Here is a 17,857-nt window from a genome sequence, read left to right as displayed (position 1 = left end):
ACTCGGCGAGAACCCCTTCGCCTCCGCACGCCGGCGGATCGAGTCAGAAAGGCCTTTCCCATGAGTACAACCACACCCGATTCCTCTTCCACCGGTTCCCCCCGTATCGCCGTCGTCGGCGGCGGTATCGGCGGAGTGGCGGCAGCAGCGTTCCTGCACCGGGCCGGTCTCGACGTCACCGTCTACGAGCAGGCACCCCAGCTCGGGGAGGTCGGAGCCGGTCTGGTGGTCTCTCCCAACGCGGTGCGAATGATCCGTCGGCTCGGTCACTTCGACACCTTCCTCGCCACGGCGGTCCCCCTCGAGGTCGGCTGGGAATTCCGACGCTGGCAGAACGGGGCGATCCTCTCGGCCGAGCATCTCACCGACAACTGCGAAGCCCTGTACGGCGAACGCTCCTACGTCGCGCACCGCGCCGACGTGCTCGACGCCGTCCGCGCGGCTTTACCGGCGGAGCTGATCCGATTGGGCATGCGGTGCACCGGCATCGAACCCCACGCCGACGGGGCGCGCCTGCACTTCGGCGACGGGTCGGTGGTCGACGCCGACGTCGTCATCGGCGCCGACGGGGTCCACTCGGTCATCCGCGGCGCCATCACCACCCCCGCCCCCGCCGAATACTCCGGGATGTGTGCGTTCCGGGCGCTCGTTCCCGCCGCGGACGCCCCGGCGTTTGCGCGCCGTCCGGTCCAGACCCTGTGGATCGGACCGGACCATCACCTCGTGCACTACCCGATCTCGGGCGGCAAGGCCGTCAACATCGTGGCGTTCGCCCCCGCCGGTGACTTCACCGACGAATCCTGGAGCGCCACCGGCACAGTCGCCGAACTCCTCGCCGAGTTCGACGGGTGGGATCCCCGGCTGACCGATCTGATCAAGGCCGCCGGGACCCCGGGACGATGGGCGCTGCTCGACCGCGCACCGCTCGAGAAGTGGTCACGTGGTCGGGTGACGCTGCTCGGTGATGCCGCGCATCCGATGTTCCCGTTCTTCGCCCAGGGCGCCGCCCAGGCCATCGAGGACGGCGCCGCGCTCGCCCAGTGCCTGGCCGCGGACACCGGCGACCCCGATCGGGCGCTGCGCACCTACGAGGAGATTCGCCTGCCCCGCACGACGAGGGTTCAGCAGCTCAGCCGCGACCGCAAGGAGATCAACCACCTGCCCGACGGGCCGGAACAGATCACCCGGGACGCCGGACTCGCCCAGCAGGATCCCCTGGTGGCCAGTGGTTGGCTCTATGGATACGACGCCGAACTGGCCGCCAGGGAGGCGTACGTCCGATGACGACCTTCGAGCACACGACCTTGCCGCAGCGGGTGCTGTTCGGCACCGGACGGGCGGCGCAGAACCTGGCCGCCGAGGTCGAGCGGCTCGGCGCAAGAGCGGTCATGGTGATCGCCGGCCCGACCGAGCAGCCGATCGCCCAGACGGTCACCGAGCGCATCACGGTGGCCTTGCGCTACGACGACGTCGCCCCGCACGTGCCGATCGCCACGGCCGAGAAGGCCCGGGCCGCGGCCAAGGAGCACGGGATCGACCTGCTGGTCTGCATCGGTGGCGGGTCGACGACCGGTCTGGCGAAGGCGATCGCTCTGACCACCGGGCTGCCCATCGTGGCCGTCCCGACCACCTACGCCGGTTCGGAGGCGACCGACGTCTGGGGGCTGACCGAGGATTCACGGAAGACGACCGGGGTCGACGACAGGGTCCTGCCCGTCACGGTCGTCTACGACGCGGACCTGACCAGTTCGCTGCCCGCCGACCTGTCGGTGGCGTCGGGTCTGAACGCCCTGGCGCACAGCATCGACTCGATGTGGGCGCCGCGCGCCGACCCGATCAACCAGGCGTTGGCCGCCGAAGCGATCCGCACGCTCAACGCCGGGCTGCCGGCCGTCAAGGCCGACCCCGACGACAGGGCCGGGCGGGAGGACTGCCTCTATGGCGCCTACCTGTCCGCGGTCGCCTTCGCCTCGGCGGGATCGGGGATGCACCACAAGATCTGCCACGTCCTCGGCGGCGCCTACAACCTGCCCCACGCGCAGACCCACGCCGTCGTGTTGCCGTACGTCCTGGCCTTTCTCGCGCCCGCCGCACCCGCCGCCGAAGCGCGGATCGCCGCCGCATTCGGCACCGCACACGCACTCGACGGGCTGAACACGCTGCGTGCACGGCTCGACGCGCCCACCGCCCTGGCCGATCACGGGCTGACCGAGGACAGCATTCCCGAGGCGGTCGCACTCATCCTGCCGTTCATCCCCGACACCACCCCGCGCCAGGTGACACCGGACAACCTCGAGGTCCTGCTCCGTGCCGCCTGGGCCGGCACCCCGCCCTCATCGGAAGGTTTCTTGTCATGACTTCCCGCACCGTCGACGAGACCGCGACCAACCCCGAACAGCGCCGGCGTGAGGAAGAGTTGACCGCGAAGGTGATCGCCAGCTTCGATGGCGCCGACAACGAGCGCCTGAAGGTGGTGTTGCAGTCGCTGACCCGGCACCTGCACGCCTTCTTGCGCGAGGTGCGCCTGACCGAGTACGAATGGAACACGGCGATCGAGTTCCTCACCGCCGCCGGGCACATCACCGATGACCGGCGGCAGGAATTCATCCTCCTCTCCGACGTGTTCGGCGCGTCCATGCAAACCATCACGATGAACAACGAGGCCGAGGGCGAGGCCACCGAAGCCACCGTCTTCGGGCCGTTCTTCGTGGAGAACTCGCCCCGCATCGACCTCGGCGACGACATCTCCGGCGGTGCCCCCGGCCAACCCTGCTGGGTCGAGGGCACCGTCACCGCACTCGACGGTTCCCCGATTCCCGGCGCGCGGATCGAGGTGTGGGAGGCCGACGACGACGGGTTCTACGACGTCCAGTACACCGACGACCGGGTCACCGGCCGCGCCCACCTGTTCACCGACGAATGGGGCCGGTACTCATTCTGGGGTCTGACCCCGACCCCGTATCCCATCCCCCACGACGGTCCGGTCGGCGCCATGCTCGCCGCCGCCGGCCGCTCCCCGATGCGCGCCAGCCACCTGCACTTCATGGTCACCGCCGCTCGGCACCGCACCCTGGTCACCCACATCTTCGTCCGCGGGGACGCACTCCTGCACTCGGACAGCGTGTTCGGCGTCAAGGAGTCACTGATCAAGGACTTCACCGAACAGCCGGTGGGAACACCGACCCCGGACGGCCGAGACCTGGGCGATCGCTCCTGGTCGCGGACGCGGTTCGACATCGTTCTCGCCCCGGCCGCGCCCTGATCGGACCGCAACCGTCGATGCACAACCGGTCGACGCGCCTGATGCGTGCCGTCACCGGCCCGTCCGCCCGATCCATCCCGTGCTCGCCGAGCACCGGCGGCGGACACATCCACCATTGACCTTATATCAGAACACCTGATATACCTGTATCAGTGATGCTGATACACATCAGCAGTTGAGAGGGACCCCGATGAGCCACTACCGCAGCAACCTGAGGGACATCAGGTTCGATCTGTTCGAACTGCTCGGACGCGACGACGTCTACGGTTCGGCACCATTCGCGGACTTCACCCGCGACGCCGCCGACACCGTGCTCGACGAGGCGGAGCGGTACGCCACCAACAAGCTGGCACTCTCCTTCAGCGACGTCGACCGCGCGGCCGTCACCTTCGACCCCGCCACCCACAGCGTCCGTCTGCCGCAGGACTACCGCGCCTCGGCCTCCGGCTACCTCTCCTCCGGCTGGCTCGACCTCGACCTGCCCGAGGAGCTGTCCGGGCAAGCCGTCCCACCCACCCTGCGCTGGTGCGTCACCGAGCTGATGCTCGGCGCGAACGCGGCGATCCCCCAGGGACTCAACGTCATTCCGCAGGTGGTCCGACTCCTGCACCAGAAGGGCACCGAATCTCAGCGGCATCTGGCGGAACTGATCACCGAGCACCAGTGGATGGTCACCATGATGCTCACCGAGCCCGACGCCGGCTCCGATGTCGGAGCCGCACGCACCCGGGCGATCCCCCAACCGGACGGAACCTGGCACCTCGAGGGCGTCAAGCGGTTCATCACCTACGGCGATCACGACCTGACCGACAACATCGTGCACATGGTGCTGGCACGACCCGTCGGCGTGGACGGCGCCGGCGGACCCGGCACCGCGGGACTGTCCCTGTTCGTGGTCCCGAAGTTCCACTTCGACCCGAAAACCGGTGAACTCGGCGAACGCAACGGCGTTTACGCCACCGGCCTCGAACACAAACTCGGCATCACCGGCAGCCCCACCTGCGAGGTCACCTTCGGCGGCGAACACCCCGCGGTGGGCTCGCTGCTCGGCGACCGGCACGCGGGAATCCAGCAGATGTTCGAGATCATCAAACACGTCCGGATGCTCGTCGGGGTCAAGGCGATGGCCACCCTCTCCACCGGCTACCTCAACGCCCGCGAGTACGCCCTCAACCGGGTCCAGGGCCAACCCCTGGTGCGCACCGACACCGCCCCCGGCGCCGTCCCGATCATCGACCACCCCGACGTGCGTCGGTCCCTGATGACGCAGAAGGCCTACGCCGAAGGCATGCGGGCACTGATCCTCTATGCCGCGTCCCAGCAGGACCGCATCGAAATCTCCCGCGAACAGGGCACGCTCGACACCGAAGCCGACGCCTGCCATCAACTGCTGCTGCCGGTGATCAAGGGATTCTGTTCCGAGACCGCCTGGCGGATCCTCGGCCAGGAGAGCCTGCAGACCTTCGGCGGATCCGGGTACCTCGAGGACTACCCCCTCGAACAGTACGTCCGCGACACCAAGGTCGACACCCTCTACGAAGGCACCACCGGCATCCAAGGGTTGGATCTGTTCAGCCGCAAGATCGTCCGCGACCGAGGCGCCGCCCTCGAACGGCTCCTTGTCGACATGGACAAGACCGCCGACGACGGCAACGACACGTTCGCCACCGAACGGGCCCTGCTACGCGCCGGGATCGACGCGGTCCGAGACATGTGCACCCTGCTGACCGACCGTTGGGGCACAACCGATCACAAGGATCGGCGGCCCCTCGCCGCCCAGGACACCACCCGGCTGCTCCTGCAAATCGGCAATCTCGTCTGCGGCTGGCTACTACTGCGCAGTGCCCAGATCGCCGAGGAACGCATCACCACGGCCACGCCGGCCGACCGGGACTTCTACCTGGGCAAGGCCGCCACCGGGCGGTGGTTCGCCCGCCACGTGATCGCGACCATCCCGGCAGAACTGGTCAGCATGCAACACACCAGCAGCGACCTCGTCGAGCTTCCTCACACCGCCTTCTGACACCGGCTCGACCGCCGCATCCGAGGATGTGGCCCCCGTCAGGCGAATCCGCACGCCACGCCCTCTACCCGATCGCACGGGCGTGCGGATTCGCCCCTTCCTTTCCCGATGACGAAATGTGCCAGCGGTATCGACGTAAGCGGACGGCGATACCTGCCGTTGGCGGTGACCGCCCTATTTGGCGTCACCGGTAGGGAGTTGCCGGAAAGCGGTGGTGTCGTATGACGGGCGTCGCGTCATGAACTGCCCTCAGTCGTCCGCAGCGGACACGCTGTAGTGAGCGCGCATGGTGGTGGCCGCACTCTCTGTGGCGGGGTTGACAACCACATTGGTGAATCCGCCATTTCGACTCTCCACCGCGGCCAGTGCCTCGTTCACTTCCGATAGCGGATATACCTCGTGTTCGAACACCGAAAGGTCCAGCGTGCCGGCTTCAGCCATCCGCGCCATCTCCTGCCCCTCGGCGACACTGAACCAATTGGACCCGATGACACTGATCTGAAAACACATCAGCTTGAACATGTTCAACGGCAACTCCTCCGACATGCCGCCGATATCTACCATGCGGCCCCCACGACGCAGAGAGTCGATACCCGACACTGTGATCTCATGCGGAGCACCGGGTCCCACCGCGTCGACGAAGGCGTCAGCCCCGAGACCGTCGGTGTGCTCGCGAACCCATTCGGGCACGTCACGGTCCCCGTGGGCGAGGACGCGGACGCGCTGGGGATCCAGCTGCCGGACCTTTTCGAGAAGGCCACGATTTCGAGCCATCACCAGAACCCGACTGGCACCCATCGCGAGAGCATTCAGAACCGCACCCACACCCAGGGTTCCGGTACCACCGTTGATCAGGACCGACGTGCCCGCACGTACGCCACTCTTGCGCAGTGCGGAGTACGCGGTACCCAGGTATCCGAACCGGCATGCCTGCTCGAATGAGACGGAGTCTGGCAAGGTAACCAATCCTTCGGCGGGCGTTTTCATGTACTGGCAGAACCCGCCGTGGGGATAGTCCTCGTAGATCTCGTGCGAGTCGGGGCCGAATCCGAAATAGCCCTGAAAGGTGAAGCTGGGATCGTTGAGCGGGTCGCCGCCTCTCGACGCATAGGAGTCTCCGGAGTGACGCCCCGGGTTGACGTATACCCGCTCCCCGATCTTCACGTTGCGGACCTGGGAACCCACTTGGGCCACCACTCCCGCAGCGTCGAGCCCGAAGATCGCCGGCAGCTCGGGAAGTGGGAGGTAGGGGAACCATTCCGGCCACGACGTCACGACGTTTCGTAGGTTCGGAATCACGTTGCAGGCCTTGACTTCTACGAGGACATCGCGCGGTTCGGGCTCGGGGATGGCAACTTGATCGATCTGGAAGGGCTGTCCGACCTCGTGCAACCGAGCGGCGTGCATGTAACTCATCTCTGTACTCCTCTGGCGTTGAGTCGATGACGACTCGTTACGTGTGGTGGTGGTGGTGAGCACGGACAGCTGCGTGAGCGAGCTGTGGCCCTGTGAACCGGGATCCGGTGATCAGTGCAATTGGCATTGTGTGATGTGGACCTCACTTCGTCCAATAACCATTGGCGGACTGTCGATAACCGTTGCATATCGGCCATGGCCAACTGCGCTATTTCGTAGTGCTCCTCGGCGAGCGCACGATGGCGAACGCCGGAATGTCTTCCTAAGTGGTTCCCACGCCAGAGAATCCAGCCGCCTTATGGGCGCAGCCCATCCACTGATGCCACCGTGATTGGATTGTTCCCGACCGGCGCTACCGATCCACATTCCGTCATGCGTGTTGCGACAATCTGGAGGGCGACGTCAATGGCCTTGGGAGATCAGCGCGCTCTCCGGCGGAGGCCGATCGACATCATGGCGACAACAACCGCGGCGGTCGCCACTCCACCGATGACCGATGTTTCCCACGCTGCGTCGAATACAAATCGACCGACGGTTACGTAGCCGCAGCTCAGGATGACAAACCGTGCGACGACTGCGTCAACGGGCGCGCTACGCCTTCGGCGTGGTGTGCCTGCATTCACTGGGTCGACTTCCTCGAGTCGGTGATTTGACGACATCGTTGCCTGGTCCAATGCAACGATGCCGGCAGACCGAATCGGTGCGCGGTCAACGAGCCCTGCGCGCCAATCGTTCGGCGTCGGAGATCACGACGGTCTTGCCTTCCAGTCTCAGCCATCCGCGTTGCGCGAACTCGGAGAGCGCCTTGTTGACGGTTTCGCGGGATGCACCGACGAGTTGGGCGATCTCGTGCTGTTTGAGGTCGTGGGTGACCCGCAGACAACCTCTGTCCTGTTCCCCGAATCGTTGCGCGAGCTGCAGCAGTGCCTTCGCGACACGACCGGGAACGTCGGTGAAGATGAGGTCGGAATAGTTGTCATTGGTGCGTCGCAATCTGCGAGCCAGCACACGAAGCAACTGATCGGTGATCTCGGGACGCTGACGGACCCAATCCCCGAGCGCATCCCGACCCATCCGTACCGCCCGCACCGGGGTGAGGGCGGTCGCGGTGGAGGTGCGGGGCCCGGGATCGAAGATCGTCAGCTCGCCGAACATGTCGGATGGACCCAGGATTGCCAGCAGGTTCTCCCGACCATCCGGCGTCCGGCGGCCAACCTTCACCTTGCCCTCGACAATGATATAGAGCTCGTGGCCTGGGTCGCCTTCGTTGAAAATGACGTGCCCTCTGGGGAAGTCGACCGGTGCGAGTTGGGCCGTCAATGCGGTCGCGGCCCTCGAATCAACACCCTGGAAGATGCCGGCTCGCGCCAAGATCTCGTCCATAGCCATCCCTCTCACATCGGTGACTCCGCGCGCCGCCCGTCCGACACGGACGTTCACAAGTGCGGCTGCCTGGATCGGAGCCCTCAGAATTGCCATTCTGCGGTCGTCGGGTCGATCCCTGACCTGACGCCCACTGCAGGCTGCGCACTAGTGCACAGCCTCAACGGTGGCCGGCGAAGGGGCGGGACTGATGGCTCGGTCGTTCACAAGCTGTTGCGCGGCGCCTCTCCTGCCCCAGCCGCCGGGGAGCAGGATCACCGAAACGACGGAGATCGCTGAGACGATCAGCAGGTAGACGACGATCGCGTCGCTGGACTTGGTCGAGGCGTACAGGGCGGTCGCGATCGTCGGTGCGAACGCTGAGCCCGCCACCTGGGAGAGGGTGTAGCCGACCGACACGCCGCTGTAGCGCACGTCCGCGTCGAAGATCATCGTGAACAGTGATCCGGTGACCCCGGCCGCCGGTGCCATCGCGATCCCGAAGACCAACACCAGCGCGGCCATGAACAACCACGGATTCCCGGTGTTGATCAGCGCAAAAGCAGGCGCGATCACCACACCCATCGCTACTGCCCCGAGCAGGTACATCGTCTTACGGCCGAACGTATCGGAGAGAGCGCCGAAGATCGGGTACAAGATCACGGCCACGACTCCGGCGACGAATACCCCGGCGAGGGCGAACGTCCGACTGATCCCCGCCACCGTCGTACCGTACGAGATCAGATACGCGCTGCAGATATAGGCGAATACACCCTGGCTCAGATAGGTTCCTGCGACCAGAAGTATCTCGCGCCAGTGCCTGCTGATTGCGGCGAGAACGGGCACGCGCACAACAGCATTACGCTTGCGAACGGCAGCGAAGTCGGGGCTCTCGTCGAGGGAGAGTCGGATGAACAGCCCGATGATGATCAGGACGGCGCTGAACAGGAATGGCAGCCGCCAACCCCAGGAGAGGAACTGTTCGTCCGGCAGTTGGGAGACCGCGAGGAACGCGAGGGTGGCGACGCTCGTGCCGGCGGGCGCACCCATCTGGGAGAACGATCCGAAGAATCCCTTCTTGGCCTGCGGGGCGTGCTCGACGGCCATCAACGTGGCGCCGCCCCATTCCCCGCCGACAGCGAAGCCTTGCACCAGGCGCAGCATGGTCAGCAGGATTGGGGCGGCGATCCCAATCTGCGCGTAGCCGGGCAGCATTCCCATCAGCATGGTGGCCGAGCCCATGCCGACCAGGGAAATCACCAACATCTTCTTCCGGCCGACCCGGTCGCCGAAATGCCCGAACACGACCCCGCCGAGAGGACGTGCCAAGAACCCGACGCCGAACGTCGCGAATGACAACAGGATCCCCATCGCCGAGGAGACGTCCGGGAAAAACAACTTCGGGAACACCAGCGCTGCAGCGGTGCCGTAGATGAAGAAGTCGTAGTACTCGACCGTGGTACCGATAAAGCTCGCCATCGCCACCCGCAGCGGCGACGTTGCCTTACGGGTCACCGGGATCGACGGTGTTGAGGATTGTGTCATGTTGCTCCCGTTTCGGAGCGCGGGACCGTACCGATTCCGCGGTGAGGGTGTGAAGGTGGTGGTTGGTGGGCAATGAAGCCGATAGTGCGCATCGCCCGGGATCGCGGGGTGATGCTGAGCGTCGGGGGATGCGCAGGTCAGGAGATCAGCACTCCGTCGACCCGGCGGGGGACCGTGAGTTCGGTCGTGTCCTGCAATTCGTCCGGCAGTAATGCGGGGTCGACATTCTGGAACGCAACGGGACGCAGGAACCGGCGGATCGCTGTGGCGCCCACGGAGGTGTGCTGGGAGTCGGTGGTCGACGGGGAGGGGCCACCGTGGTGCATGCTCCAGGTGACGGCAACGCCCGTGGGGTACTGGTTCGCAACGACGCGGCCGGCTTTCGGCGTCAGCGTCTCGAGAAGCGCCTTCGATAGTGACTGTTCACTGGTCTCGGTGTGGAAGCTCGCCGTCAGCGCGGGTCGAACCTTTCGTACCAGCCCGAGAAGTTCGTCCTCGTCTCCGTACCGGACGACAACTGCGGTCGGTCCGAAACATTCTTCGAGAGCGACTCCGTCGAGGTGCTCGGGTGCGCACTCCCACAGCGCGGGCGCGAGCCCGTCGACGGCGGCGCTGTCGCCGCGGGCGACGAGGCTGATACCGGCGGAGGCTTCGAGTTCCTTACTGCCGGAGATGAAGCCGTCCTGTATGTCGGTAGTGAGTAGTCGAGATACGGATGCGGTCCGGATGCTGTCGGCGAGGTGCTCGAGGATCCGCTGACCCGAGGCGGAGTTCGGCAGAAGTACCAGTCCTGGTTTGGTGCAGAACTGACCGCTGCCGAGGAGTACTGACGCTGCCAGCCCCTCGGCGATGTCGGCGCCACGTGTTGCGGCGGCACCGGGTGAGATGACGAGCGTGTTCTGGCTGCCGAGTTCACCGAAGAAGGGAATCGGGTGGGGGCGGTCGTGTGCGAGGTCGGCCAGGGCTCGTCCCCCGCTGACCGAGCCGGTGAAACCTGCGGCGGAGATTTCGGGGTGGCAGATCAGTGTGCGGCCGGCGTCGCGTCCGTGGACGAGTCCGAGCACTCCCTCGGGCATTCCGGCTTCCCGGAATACGCGAGCCGCGATCTCGTGCACGAGTTCCGATGTCCGGGGATGGCCCTGGTGCGCCTTGACGACGACCGTACATCCGGCGGCCAGGGCGGAGGCAGTGTCGCCGCCGAGGACGGAGAAGGCCAGGGGAAAATTGCTTGCGGAGTACACCGCGACCGGCCCGAGCGGAACCAGCCATCGACGGACGTCGCCGGCAATGGGGACTGGTGCAGCCGGATCGGCGTGGTCGATTGTCACCTCGAGATAGGCGCCTTCGTCGACAACGTCGGCGAACATACGCAACTGGTGCACGGTGCGGGCGAGTTCACCGACCAACCGTCCGGTGCCGAGACCGGTTTCGGCGTCGGTGATCGGGACGAGGTCATCGGACGATGCCGCGAGTTCGCTGGCGAGGCTGCGCAGGATCGTCGATCGTTCTGCCCGGGACGTCGAGGACCACACCGACATGGCCTCCGCCGCCGCACTGATCGTGGCGTTCGTCATGTCGGTGGTGGTTGCGGGAACTCGGGTCGTGGCGGTATCGGTCACTGTGCCACCACGCTCGCCCCGACTGCCAGTTCCTGGTCCGCCACGATGCCCATGCCGGTGATCCACTCGGGGACCGTTTCGTATCCCACGGTGGCGAGCGGCTGGCCTACGGTGGCAGCGACAGCGACCCAGGTGCGCACTTCGTGTGCACCCGTGCCGGCCGCCTGGATGTCGTCGTGCGTCAGCCGGGAGATGGCGTCGAGGTCGCCGTCGGCGAGCAGAGACAACATGTGCTTGTCCCACTCGGGCCGGATGGCGTCGATAGCTTTGGCCACATTGTTCGTGATCAGCGCCTGGCGTTCCGCTTCGGGGAGCTTGTCGGCCCCAGGAATGAGGGAGGGCGGGGAGTGCGAGAGTCCGCCGGAGCCGATCACGAGCACGCGGTCGTCCGCAGAGGTGGCGGTGTCGAGGAACTCGCGGGTGAGTCGTCCGAGTTCGACGACCCGCGACATGGCGGCCAAGGGGCGATCGATGCAGTTGATGATGACGGGGAGCATCGGGACTGCGTCGAGCCGTCCGAACAGATCAGTGGTCGACTGGCTGAAGCCGTGGTCGAGCTTGAGCTCATGAGCGAACGCAACCTCGACGCCGCGGGCTGTCGAGTGCTGGACGTAATCCCGAACCAGTTGCGAGGGAATGTCGTAGCGACTGCTGGCGGTGTTCCAGTCGCCGTAGCCCGAGGCCCGTTCGACGGTGGTGAAAGCCGGCGCGATTCCGGCCAACGCCCGCATGTGATCGGGCCCGAAGTAGACGACCAGGGTGGGGTCGTAGGCTTGCGTCGCGCGTGCCGCGGCGGCGATCGCGGCACGAAACTGGAGGCCCTGCGTGTGCTCGGTGTCGGCCAGCATCTGCGGACTGTGGGAGAGGGCAACGCCGGCGAGACGGGCACCCGACTTCAATGTTGTCATGGCTTACTCCTGGAGTTCCTGGGACCGCCGTGGCGGTAGCTCAATGTGGGGTGACGCGTCAGCGCCGGGCGAGCACGGTCAGCGATCGAGTGACCTCGCCGACGGAGGTGATGGTGGCGAGCACGCTCAGGGACGCGACAGCGGCGGTATGCGCTTCGGGTGTGGCCGCCGAGCAGGCGTCGTCGATGATGCCCACTCGGTAGCCGAGGTCGGTGGCCGCTCGGGCGGTGCTTTCGACCGAGACATTGGTCGCGACGCCGCTGAACAGCACTGTGGTGATTCCCCGTGCGGTGAACACCGAGTGCAACTCGTCGGTGAATCCGCCGACGCGTTTGTGAGTGATGAGGATGTCGGTGGGATCTGGTTCGAGTGCGGTGATGATCTCGGTCGACGATGTTCCGTCCTGCATGCATCCCAGCTTGGGAATCTCCGTCAGGATGGGGGAATTGGCAATCAGGTCGGAGTAGTCGGACCGGAAGGCGATGCGGGTGTAAACGACGGTGCATCCAGCCCGACGTCCGCCGTCGAGCACGGTGCCGATTCGATTGATCACGTTTCGTTCCCGGATCTGTTGCGAGAACAGTCCGGCAAGGGCTCCGGTGGGGCCGACCACATCGCCTTGGCAATGGATGGCGATGATGGCGGTACTGCGGGCGTCGAGTTCCATGGTGGACTCCTGTGCGTGAGATGTAACTTGCCGGAGAGGCAGTTGGCGGCGGCGCTCGTCCTAGTTCAGCCGGGCGGTGTCGACCGCTTCCGTGTGGGCGGGTGTTCCCGAGAAGAAGTCGGTGACCAGGGAGTGGAACGCCGGGGCCCGCTCGGCGGGGAACCAGTGGCCGGCGTCAGCGAAGACGTGCAGTTCAGCGTGGGGCATCAACTCGGCTAGGCGGATGCCGTTCGACACGGGCACAACCTTGTCGTGTCGACCGTGCAGTACCAGCGTCTGATGTCGGAGGGCGGACACTTCACGCTCGAACTCCTCCGGTGCCGATGCGCCGGCGCCGAAGAAGGTCTGGATCGCCTCATGCGCACCCGGTTGGGCGCTGAGTGCGTAGCGCGCCTCGACGAGCCGGTCGGTGACAGTAGCGGCATCGTGGGCGAAGCACTCGCGCAACACCTCTCGCATCAAGTCGCGGTCAGGCCGATAGTCCCGGAGTAACTTCTGCGCCGGCGATTTGGAGGGTGCGACCCGGGTGCTCATCACCACCAGCCGGTCGACCCGCTCCGGCGCATCCAGCGCGAGCTGGAGGGCTACGCGGCCACCGAGCGAGTTCCCGACAACGCTGAACTGCTCCAGGCCCAGTGTGTCGGCGAGCGCCAGTGTCTGCCGCGTCCACAGATCGACTCCGTAGGGCTGACCGAGTGGTTTGTCCGAGCCGCCGAAGCCGAGGAAGTCGGGCGCGATGACCCGGTGCGGTCGTGCGAGCAAGGGCGCGAGGGCAGTCCAGGTACCTGCCGCGGAGGCTCCGGGCGCCGCCCCGTGCAGCAGCACGATTGCATGTCCGGCGCCGGCGTCGACGACGTTGAGCGTGTGCCCGCCGACCTCGCAAGCCCGGGTGGGTCCGAGCGCTGTCACGATCTGGCCTCCACCGTGTCCAGTCGCGCGAGGACGCGCTGTTCAGCGTCGGTGCGTGTCCATTGCCGGCGCTCGGGGTGCGCGAGGAGGGCGTCGTATGCGGCGGCGATCATCTCCCGGATGTCCATCAACGGTGACACCAGACCCGCCCGCTCCGCCTTGTCGATCGCCAAGATTGTGTTCTCGTTGCTGAACGGGAACACGCAGTCGGCGTTGTTGAAGGTGGCTCGGCCTTCTCCGGTCGGTCCGCCGCCGACGGTGCGGGTGTCCGCCGGGCGACCCAGGATTTCGGCGCAGACGTCGACAAATCCTTCGAGCGAGGTGTTGCACCTCTTGGAGGCGACGTTGTAGACGTCGAATCCTTCTCCCGGCAGGTCGACAGCGCGGGCGAGAGCCTCGGCTGCGTGGTCTCGGTAGATGTATTGGTGCACCGCCTGCCCGTCCCCGGGCAGCAGGATCTGGGCGCCGTCGAGGATGCGGTTGAGGACGAATTCTTCGCGGGGGATGAAGTTCAGTGGTCCCAAGACCAGAGGTAGGCGAATGATGACCGAATGTGCATCTGCACGTGCGTTCTGGATGGCGCGCTCGCAGGCGATCTTGTCGATCGCGTAGTTCCCCCACAGGGGGTGCGGGCCGTAATCGATCTCCTCCGGCCACGGCAGAACTGGGCTCGGCCGCACCACATTGACGGTGGAGCAGTGCACCCAGCGTCCGACATCCGGAAGGGCTGCGAGCAGAGATGCCGTCTGGTCGCCGGTGTAGGCGGAAAGATCCAGCACGGTGTCGAAGCGGCCCTCTGCCAAGCGGGCCAGGTCTGCGGGGTTGTTGCGGTCTCCGAGGACCGAGCGCACGTTTCCGGTCCAGTCGGGTTGACGGCTTCCGCGGTGGAACACCGTCACCTCGTGTCCGGCGTCGAGCAACCGCTGTACAGCGAGGACTCCGACGAATCGGGTACCCCCCATGACCAGTACCTTCATGACGCGAGACCTCCGCTGCAATCGCTGAATTCCATGCACCAAGGGCATCACGCCGTGAAGATCTGCGTCCAATACAACTCTCAGGCTCGGCGATAAGCGTTAGTGATCGCCGCTGCCCGACAGCTCCCGGCACACATGGAGGAAGGCGGACAGCACCGGTTCTTCCCTGCGTGCATTCCACGCCACACCGAATTCGAACCTCGGTATCGGCGAGGCGAATTTGCGGATCACCACGCGATCCGATCGCAGGGTCGATGCCCGCTCGCTGTCGACCACGGACACTCCGCGGCCGGAGTCGACGGCGGCGAGCAGGTGTTCGGGGTCCGGCTCCCACAGAACCTTCGATGGAGGCGTGCCGCCGAAGATGACGCGGTGCATTTCGTCGAAGTATCCGGGTGCTTGTGCTCGCGGCCAACTGATGAGTGTTTGGTCGCGCAGGTCGTCGCGCTCGATTCGGTGCTTCGCCGCCAAGGGGTGATCGGCGGGGCACGCCACCACCGCCTCGGTGTCGCCCAGCACCAGTATTCCCAGGTCGGAAGCGTCGAGAAGAGGGAGTCGGACGAAGGCTGCGTCCACTTCACCGGCGCGGAGCATGTCCACGTTTCGAGCTGTCCAAGCGACATCGGTGGTGACTTCGACGGCGGGATGGCGTTCTCGGAAGACCGTGACGATCGTGTCGGGCAGCCCGAACGCCACCGACCGGGTCAGGACGGCCCGCAACGAGCCGGTGTGGCCTTGTCCGGCCGCTCGTACCCGGTCGAGGGTGCGCTCGACCTGGCTGAGGATGGCCGGCCCCTCTTCGAGCAGTACCCGCCCGGCCTCGGTCAGCCGTACACCGTGTGAGCTTCGCTCGAACAGCTGTACGCCGCACTCTTTCTCGAATACCTTGATCTGCTGGGACAGTCCCGGCTGAGCCAGGTGCAGACGTTCGGCGGCGCGCCCGAAATGCAGCTCCCTCGCCAGGACGACAAAGTACTCGAGCCGCCGGAGATTCACACCACGACGATAAACATTGCTTCTCGCGATCGCAAAGAGTCCTATTGGACGCCGCGGGGAATCCTGCCGCACGCTGAGTGCAGGCAACACGCCGGACAACTTTGACGAAGGGCAACCACGTGTCTGAGCAACCTCCCCGACCTTCACTCACGGTCGCAGAAGCTGTGGCGGCCGCCCTGCAGAGGCACGGCGTCACCGTCATCTTCGGCCAGAGTCTACCGTCAGCGCTGATGCTGGCCGCCCCGAAATTCGGGATCCGACAGCTCGCCTACCGAACCGAAAACGCCGCTGGCACAATGGCGGATGGATACGCGCGCATTTCCAACACAATCTCGGTGGTAGCGGCACAGAATGGCCCCGCGGCCACGCTGCTCGTCCCACCCTTGGCCGAGGCGACGAAGGCATCTGTTCCGGTTCTCGCGCTTGTACAGGACGTTCCTCGCGGCAACCGCGACCGTAACGCCTTCCAGGAATTCGACCACACCGCCCTCTTCCGCTCGTGCTCCAAGTGGCTGCGGGTCCTCGATGATCCGGCCCGCGTAGATGATTACGTGGACATGGCGATCACTGCTGCAACATCGGGACGGCCAGGCCCGGCAGTTCTCATGTTGCCCCGAGACGTTCTGCTCGAGACGGCCATCGACGCCGGCCACCGCACGGCAGTCCTTGGACGGTTCCCCCTCGATCCGGTCCGCCCCGCGGCGGACAGGATCGACGAGGCGGCCGACGCGATCGCAGCCGCCGAACGCCCACTCATCGTCGCGGGCGGCGGGGTGCATTTGTCCGGCGCCGCGACTACTCTCGCGGCACTGCAAGAACGTGCATCCTTGCCGGTCGCGACGACGAACATGGGCAAGGGATCTGTGGACGAACGGCATCCGCTGTCGGTGGGAGTCGTCGGAAATTACATGGGCCCGACCGGAGCCACCCATCACCTGCGCTCCATGGTTACCGACGCCGACCTCATCGTCCTCGTCGGCACCCGTACCAACGAGAACGGGACCGATGCGTGGAGTTTGATCTCCGAGGGCACCCAGCTCGTCCACATCGATGTCGACTCGAATGAGGTAGGCCGGAACTACGAGGCGATCCGCGTCGTCGGAGACGCGCGACTCGCCCTTACCGACCTCCTCGAAGCACTCGAGGACCGAGATCTCGGCAAGCGGCAGGCCGGCGAGGCGTCGGTTCGTCAGCAGATTGCCGAAGCCCGCATCCATCACAAGAACGCAGTAAACGAGCTCGTCACCCCCGCCGCAGGCCTGGTACGCCCAGAGCTCGTCGCCCACGAGATCAACAAGTTGCTCGAAGATGGCGAAACCATTGTGACCGCGGACGCGAGCTATTCCAGCATCTGGATGGGAAACTACCTTCGCTCCCGCCGCCCGGGACAGCGATTCCTCTCCCCTCGTGGACTCGCCGGCCTCGGCTGGGGCATGCCGTTGGCACTCGGAGCCAAGGCCGCTCGCCCTGATGCAACCGTCCTCTGCCTCACCGGCGACGGCGGATTCGGGCATGTGTGGTCAGAGTTCGAGACCGCAGTGCGAGAGAACCTTCCCGTGGTTGTCGTGTTACTGAACAACGGCATCCTCGGGTTCCAAAAGCACGTGGAGTTGGTGCAGTTCGGTGAGTACACCGGCGCCGTCAACTTCGCCACGGTGGACCACGCCGCCATCGCGATGGCATGCGGTGCAGACGGTATTCGCGTCACCGACGCCCACGAGGTCGGTGACGCGCTGGCGAAGGCGGTCGCATCCGGCAAACCCACCCTGGTGGAGATCATCTGCGATCCGAACGCTTATCCCCCGATCACCGGGTGGAGCGGTGTCTCTGATGACGTGATGTCCCAATAGGAGGCCATGGCAGACACCGGGCCGGAGTGAAATTCCCGAATGTGGCAAAAGAAGGCTTCGACGACCTTTCCGCCCGCCGACTGGACAGTCGGCGGTTGCGGAGAGGAGAACCGGTCACCTTGCTCGCGCACCGATCAGGGCTTTGGTGGTGTGCTCACTCCGGATTTCGGCAGTCGTCACAGCGGGTTAGGGCCTGTGACAAAATAATGTCGCTTTAGCTGGTTTCGAGCGTTACCGTTGAGCTATGACGGATGTGGCGGACTCGGTGGCGCGGCGGTATGCCGTGATGCGCCCGCATTTGACGGAGTTTCAGCGGCGGCTGT

General features: G+C 65.7%; 14 protein-coding genes. 5 read left to right on the top strand and 9 right to left on the bottom strand.

The window, feature by feature from the left end; genetic code table 11:
• Window positions 1-60 precede the first annotated feature (60 nt).
• From ACFVJ3_RS43850 to ACFVJ3_RS43835, 4 genes are all read left to right on the top strand, one after another.
• Window positions 61-1,284 carry an FAD-dependent monooxygenase gene (locus ACFVJ3_RS43850; RefSeq protein WP_378458023.1) on the top strand — a complete coding sequence of 408 codons (1,224 nt, stop codon included), beginning with the start codon at window positions 61-63 and terminating at the stop codon, window positions 1,282-1,284.
• The gene (locus ACFVJ3_RS43845) at window positions 1,281-2,357 is read left to right on the top strand and encodes a maleylacetate reductase (protein WP_378458022.1); all 1,077 of its coding nucleotides are present in this window, start codon (window positions 1,281-1,283) and stop codon (window positions 2,355-2,357) included. The genes ACFVJ3_RS43850 and ACFVJ3_RS43845 overlap by 4 nt, the downstream gene beginning before the upstream one ends.
• Window positions 2,354-3,262: a dioxygenase gene (locus ACFVJ3_RS43840; protein WP_378458021.1), complete on the top strand. Its 909-nt coding sequence runs from the start codon at window positions 2,354-2,356 to the stop codon at window positions 3,260-3,262. Before ACFVJ3_RS43845 ends, ACFVJ3_RS43840 begins: the two co-directional genes overlap by 4 nt.
• A 190-nt stretch (window positions 3,263-3,452) precedes the next feature.
• Window positions 3,453-5,285, top strand: a complete 1,833-nt coding sequence (locus ACFVJ3_RS43835) for an acyl-CoA dehydrogenase (protein ID WP_378458020.1) — start codon at window positions 3,453-3,455, stop codon at window positions 5,283-5,285.
• Between the two features lie 249 nt (window positions 5,286-5,534).
• On the opposite strand, the gene ACFVJ3_RS43830 is transcribed toward ACFVJ3_RS43835, so the two are convergent.
• The 9 genes from ACFVJ3_RS43830 to ACFVJ3_RS43790 form a co-directional block, all read right to left on the bottom strand.
• Window positions 5,535-6,692: an alcohol dehydrogenase catalytic domain-containing protein gene (locus ACFVJ3_RS43830; RefSeq protein WP_378458038.1), complete on the bottom strand. Its 1,158-nt coding sequence runs from the start codon at window positions 6,690-6,692 to the stop codon at window positions 5,535-5,537.
• A 717-nt stretch (window positions 6,693-7,409) separates the two neighbouring features.
• Complete coding sequence (locus tag ACFVJ3_RS43825) at window positions 7,410-8,084, bottom strand: Crp/Fnr family transcriptional regulator (RefSeq protein ID WP_378458019.1); 675 nt, start codon at window positions 8,082-8,084, stop codon at window positions 7,410-7,412.
• A gap of 147 nt (window positions 8,085-8,231) precedes the next feature.
• Window positions 8,232-9,608 (bottom strand): MFS transporter, encoded by a 1,377-nt coding sequence (locus tag ACFVJ3_RS43820; RefSeq protein ID WP_378458018.1) that lies wholly within the window; start codon window positions 9,606-9,608, stop codon window positions 8,232-8,234.
• Window positions 9,609-9,745: 137 nt separating this feature from the next.
• Entirely contained in the window at window positions 9,746-11,227 is a 1,482-nt protein-coding gene (locus ACFVJ3_RS43815) for an aldehyde dehydrogenase (NADP(+)) (protein WP_378458017.1), read from the bottom strand.
• Complete coding sequence (locus ACFVJ3_RS43810) at window positions 11,224-12,135, bottom strand: 3-carboxyethylcatechol 2,3-dioxygenase (RefSeq protein ID WP_378458016.1); 912 nt, start codon at window positions 12,133-12,135, stop codon at window positions 11,224-11,226. The genes ACFVJ3_RS43815 and ACFVJ3_RS43810 overlap by 4 nt, the downstream gene beginning before the upstream one ends.
• A 58-nt stretch (window positions 12,136-12,193) precedes the next feature.
• The gene (locus ACFVJ3_RS43805) at window positions 12,194-12,802 is read right to left on the bottom strand and encodes a cysteine hydrolase family protein (protein WP_378458015.1); all 609 of its coding nucleotides are present in this window, start codon (window positions 12,800-12,802) and stop codon (window positions 12,194-12,196) included.
• 60 nt (window positions 12,803-12,862) lie between these two features.
• A complete protein-coding gene (locus ACFVJ3_RS43800) occupies window positions 12,863-13,711 on the bottom strand; it encodes an alpha/beta fold hydrolase (RefSeq protein WP_378458014.1) in 849 nt (282 codons plus the stop codon).
• Complete coding sequence (locus ACFVJ3_RS43795; RefSeq protein ID WP_378458013.1) at window positions 13,708-14,673, bottom strand: NAD-dependent epimerase/dehydratase family protein; 966 nt, start codon at window positions 14,671-14,673, stop codon at window positions 13,708-13,710. The genes ACFVJ3_RS43800 and ACFVJ3_RS43795 overlap by 4 nt, the downstream gene beginning before the upstream one ends.
• A gap of 114 nt (window positions 14,674-14,787) precedes the next feature.
• Window positions 14,788-15,684, bottom strand: coding sequence for a LysR family transcriptional regulator (locus ACFVJ3_RS43790; protein ID WP_378458012.1), 897 nt, complete (start codon window positions 15,682-15,684; stop codon window positions 14,788-14,790).
• Window positions 15,685-15,803: 119 nt separating this feature from the next.
• Between ACFVJ3_RS43790 and ACFVJ3_RS43785 the strand changes: the two genes are divergently transcribed.
• Window positions 15,804-17,534 (top strand): acetolactate synthase catalytic subunit, encoded by a 1,731-nt coding sequence (locus ACFVJ3_RS43785; RefSeq protein ID WP_378458011.1) that lies wholly within the window; start codon window positions 15,804-15,806, stop codon window positions 17,532-17,534.
• The last annotated feature ends 323 nt before the right edge of the window (window positions 17,535-17,857 follow it).

Origin of the sequence: Rhodococcus sp. NPDC127593 (assembly GCF_042671975.1) — a bacterium.
Lineage (GTDB): Bacteria > Actinomycetota > Actinomycetes > Mycobacteriales > Mycobacteriaceae > Rhodococcus_F.
This window is presented reverse-complemented; position numbering and strand designations above follow the sequence as displayed.

Excerpts from the sequence above, each read along its gene's own strand:
- ACFVJ3_RS43830 (WP_378458038.1), bottom strand. The coding sequence starts at position 6,692 with ATGCACGCCGCTCGGTTGCACGAGGTCGGACAGCCCTTCCAGATCGAT.
- ACFVJ3_RS43795 (WP_378458013.1), bottom strand. The coding sequence starts at position 14,673 with ATGGGGGGTACCCGATTCGTCGGAGTCCTCGCTGTACAGCGGTTGCTC.
- ACFVJ3_RS43835 (WP_378458020.1), top strand. The coding sequence starts at position 3,453 with ATGAGCCACTACCGCAGCAACCTGAGGGACATCAGGTTCGATCTGTTC.
- ACFVJ3_RS43825 (WP_378458019.1), bottom strand. The coding sequence starts at position 8,084 with ATGGACGAGATCTTGGCGCGAGCCGGCATCTTCCAGGGTGTTGATTCG.
- ACFVJ3_RS43820 (WP_378458018.1), bottom strand. The coding sequence starts at position 9,608 with ATGACACAATCCTCAACACCGTCGATCCCGGTGACCCGTAAGGCAACG.
- ACFVJ3_RS43810 (WP_378458016.1), bottom strand. The coding sequence starts at position 12,135 with ATGACAACATTGAAGTCGGGTGCCCGTCTCGCCGGCGTTGCCCTCTCC.
- ACFVJ3_RS43840 (WP_378458021.1), top strand. The coding sequence starts at position 2,354 with ATGACTTCCCGCACCGTCGACGAGACCGCGACCAACCCCGAACAGCGC.
- ACFVJ3_RS43805 (WP_378458015.1), bottom strand. The coding sequence starts at position 12,802 with ATGGAACTCGACGCCCGCAGTACCGCCATCATCGCCATCCATTGCCAA.
- ACFVJ3_RS43850 (WP_378458023.1), top strand. The coding sequence starts at position 61 with ATGAGTACAACCACACCCGATTCCTCTTCCACCGGTTCCCCCCGTATC.
- ACFVJ3_RS43845 (WP_378458022.1), top strand. The coding sequence starts at position 1,281 with ATGACGACCTTCGAGCACACGACCTTGCCGCAGCGGGTGCTGTTCGGC.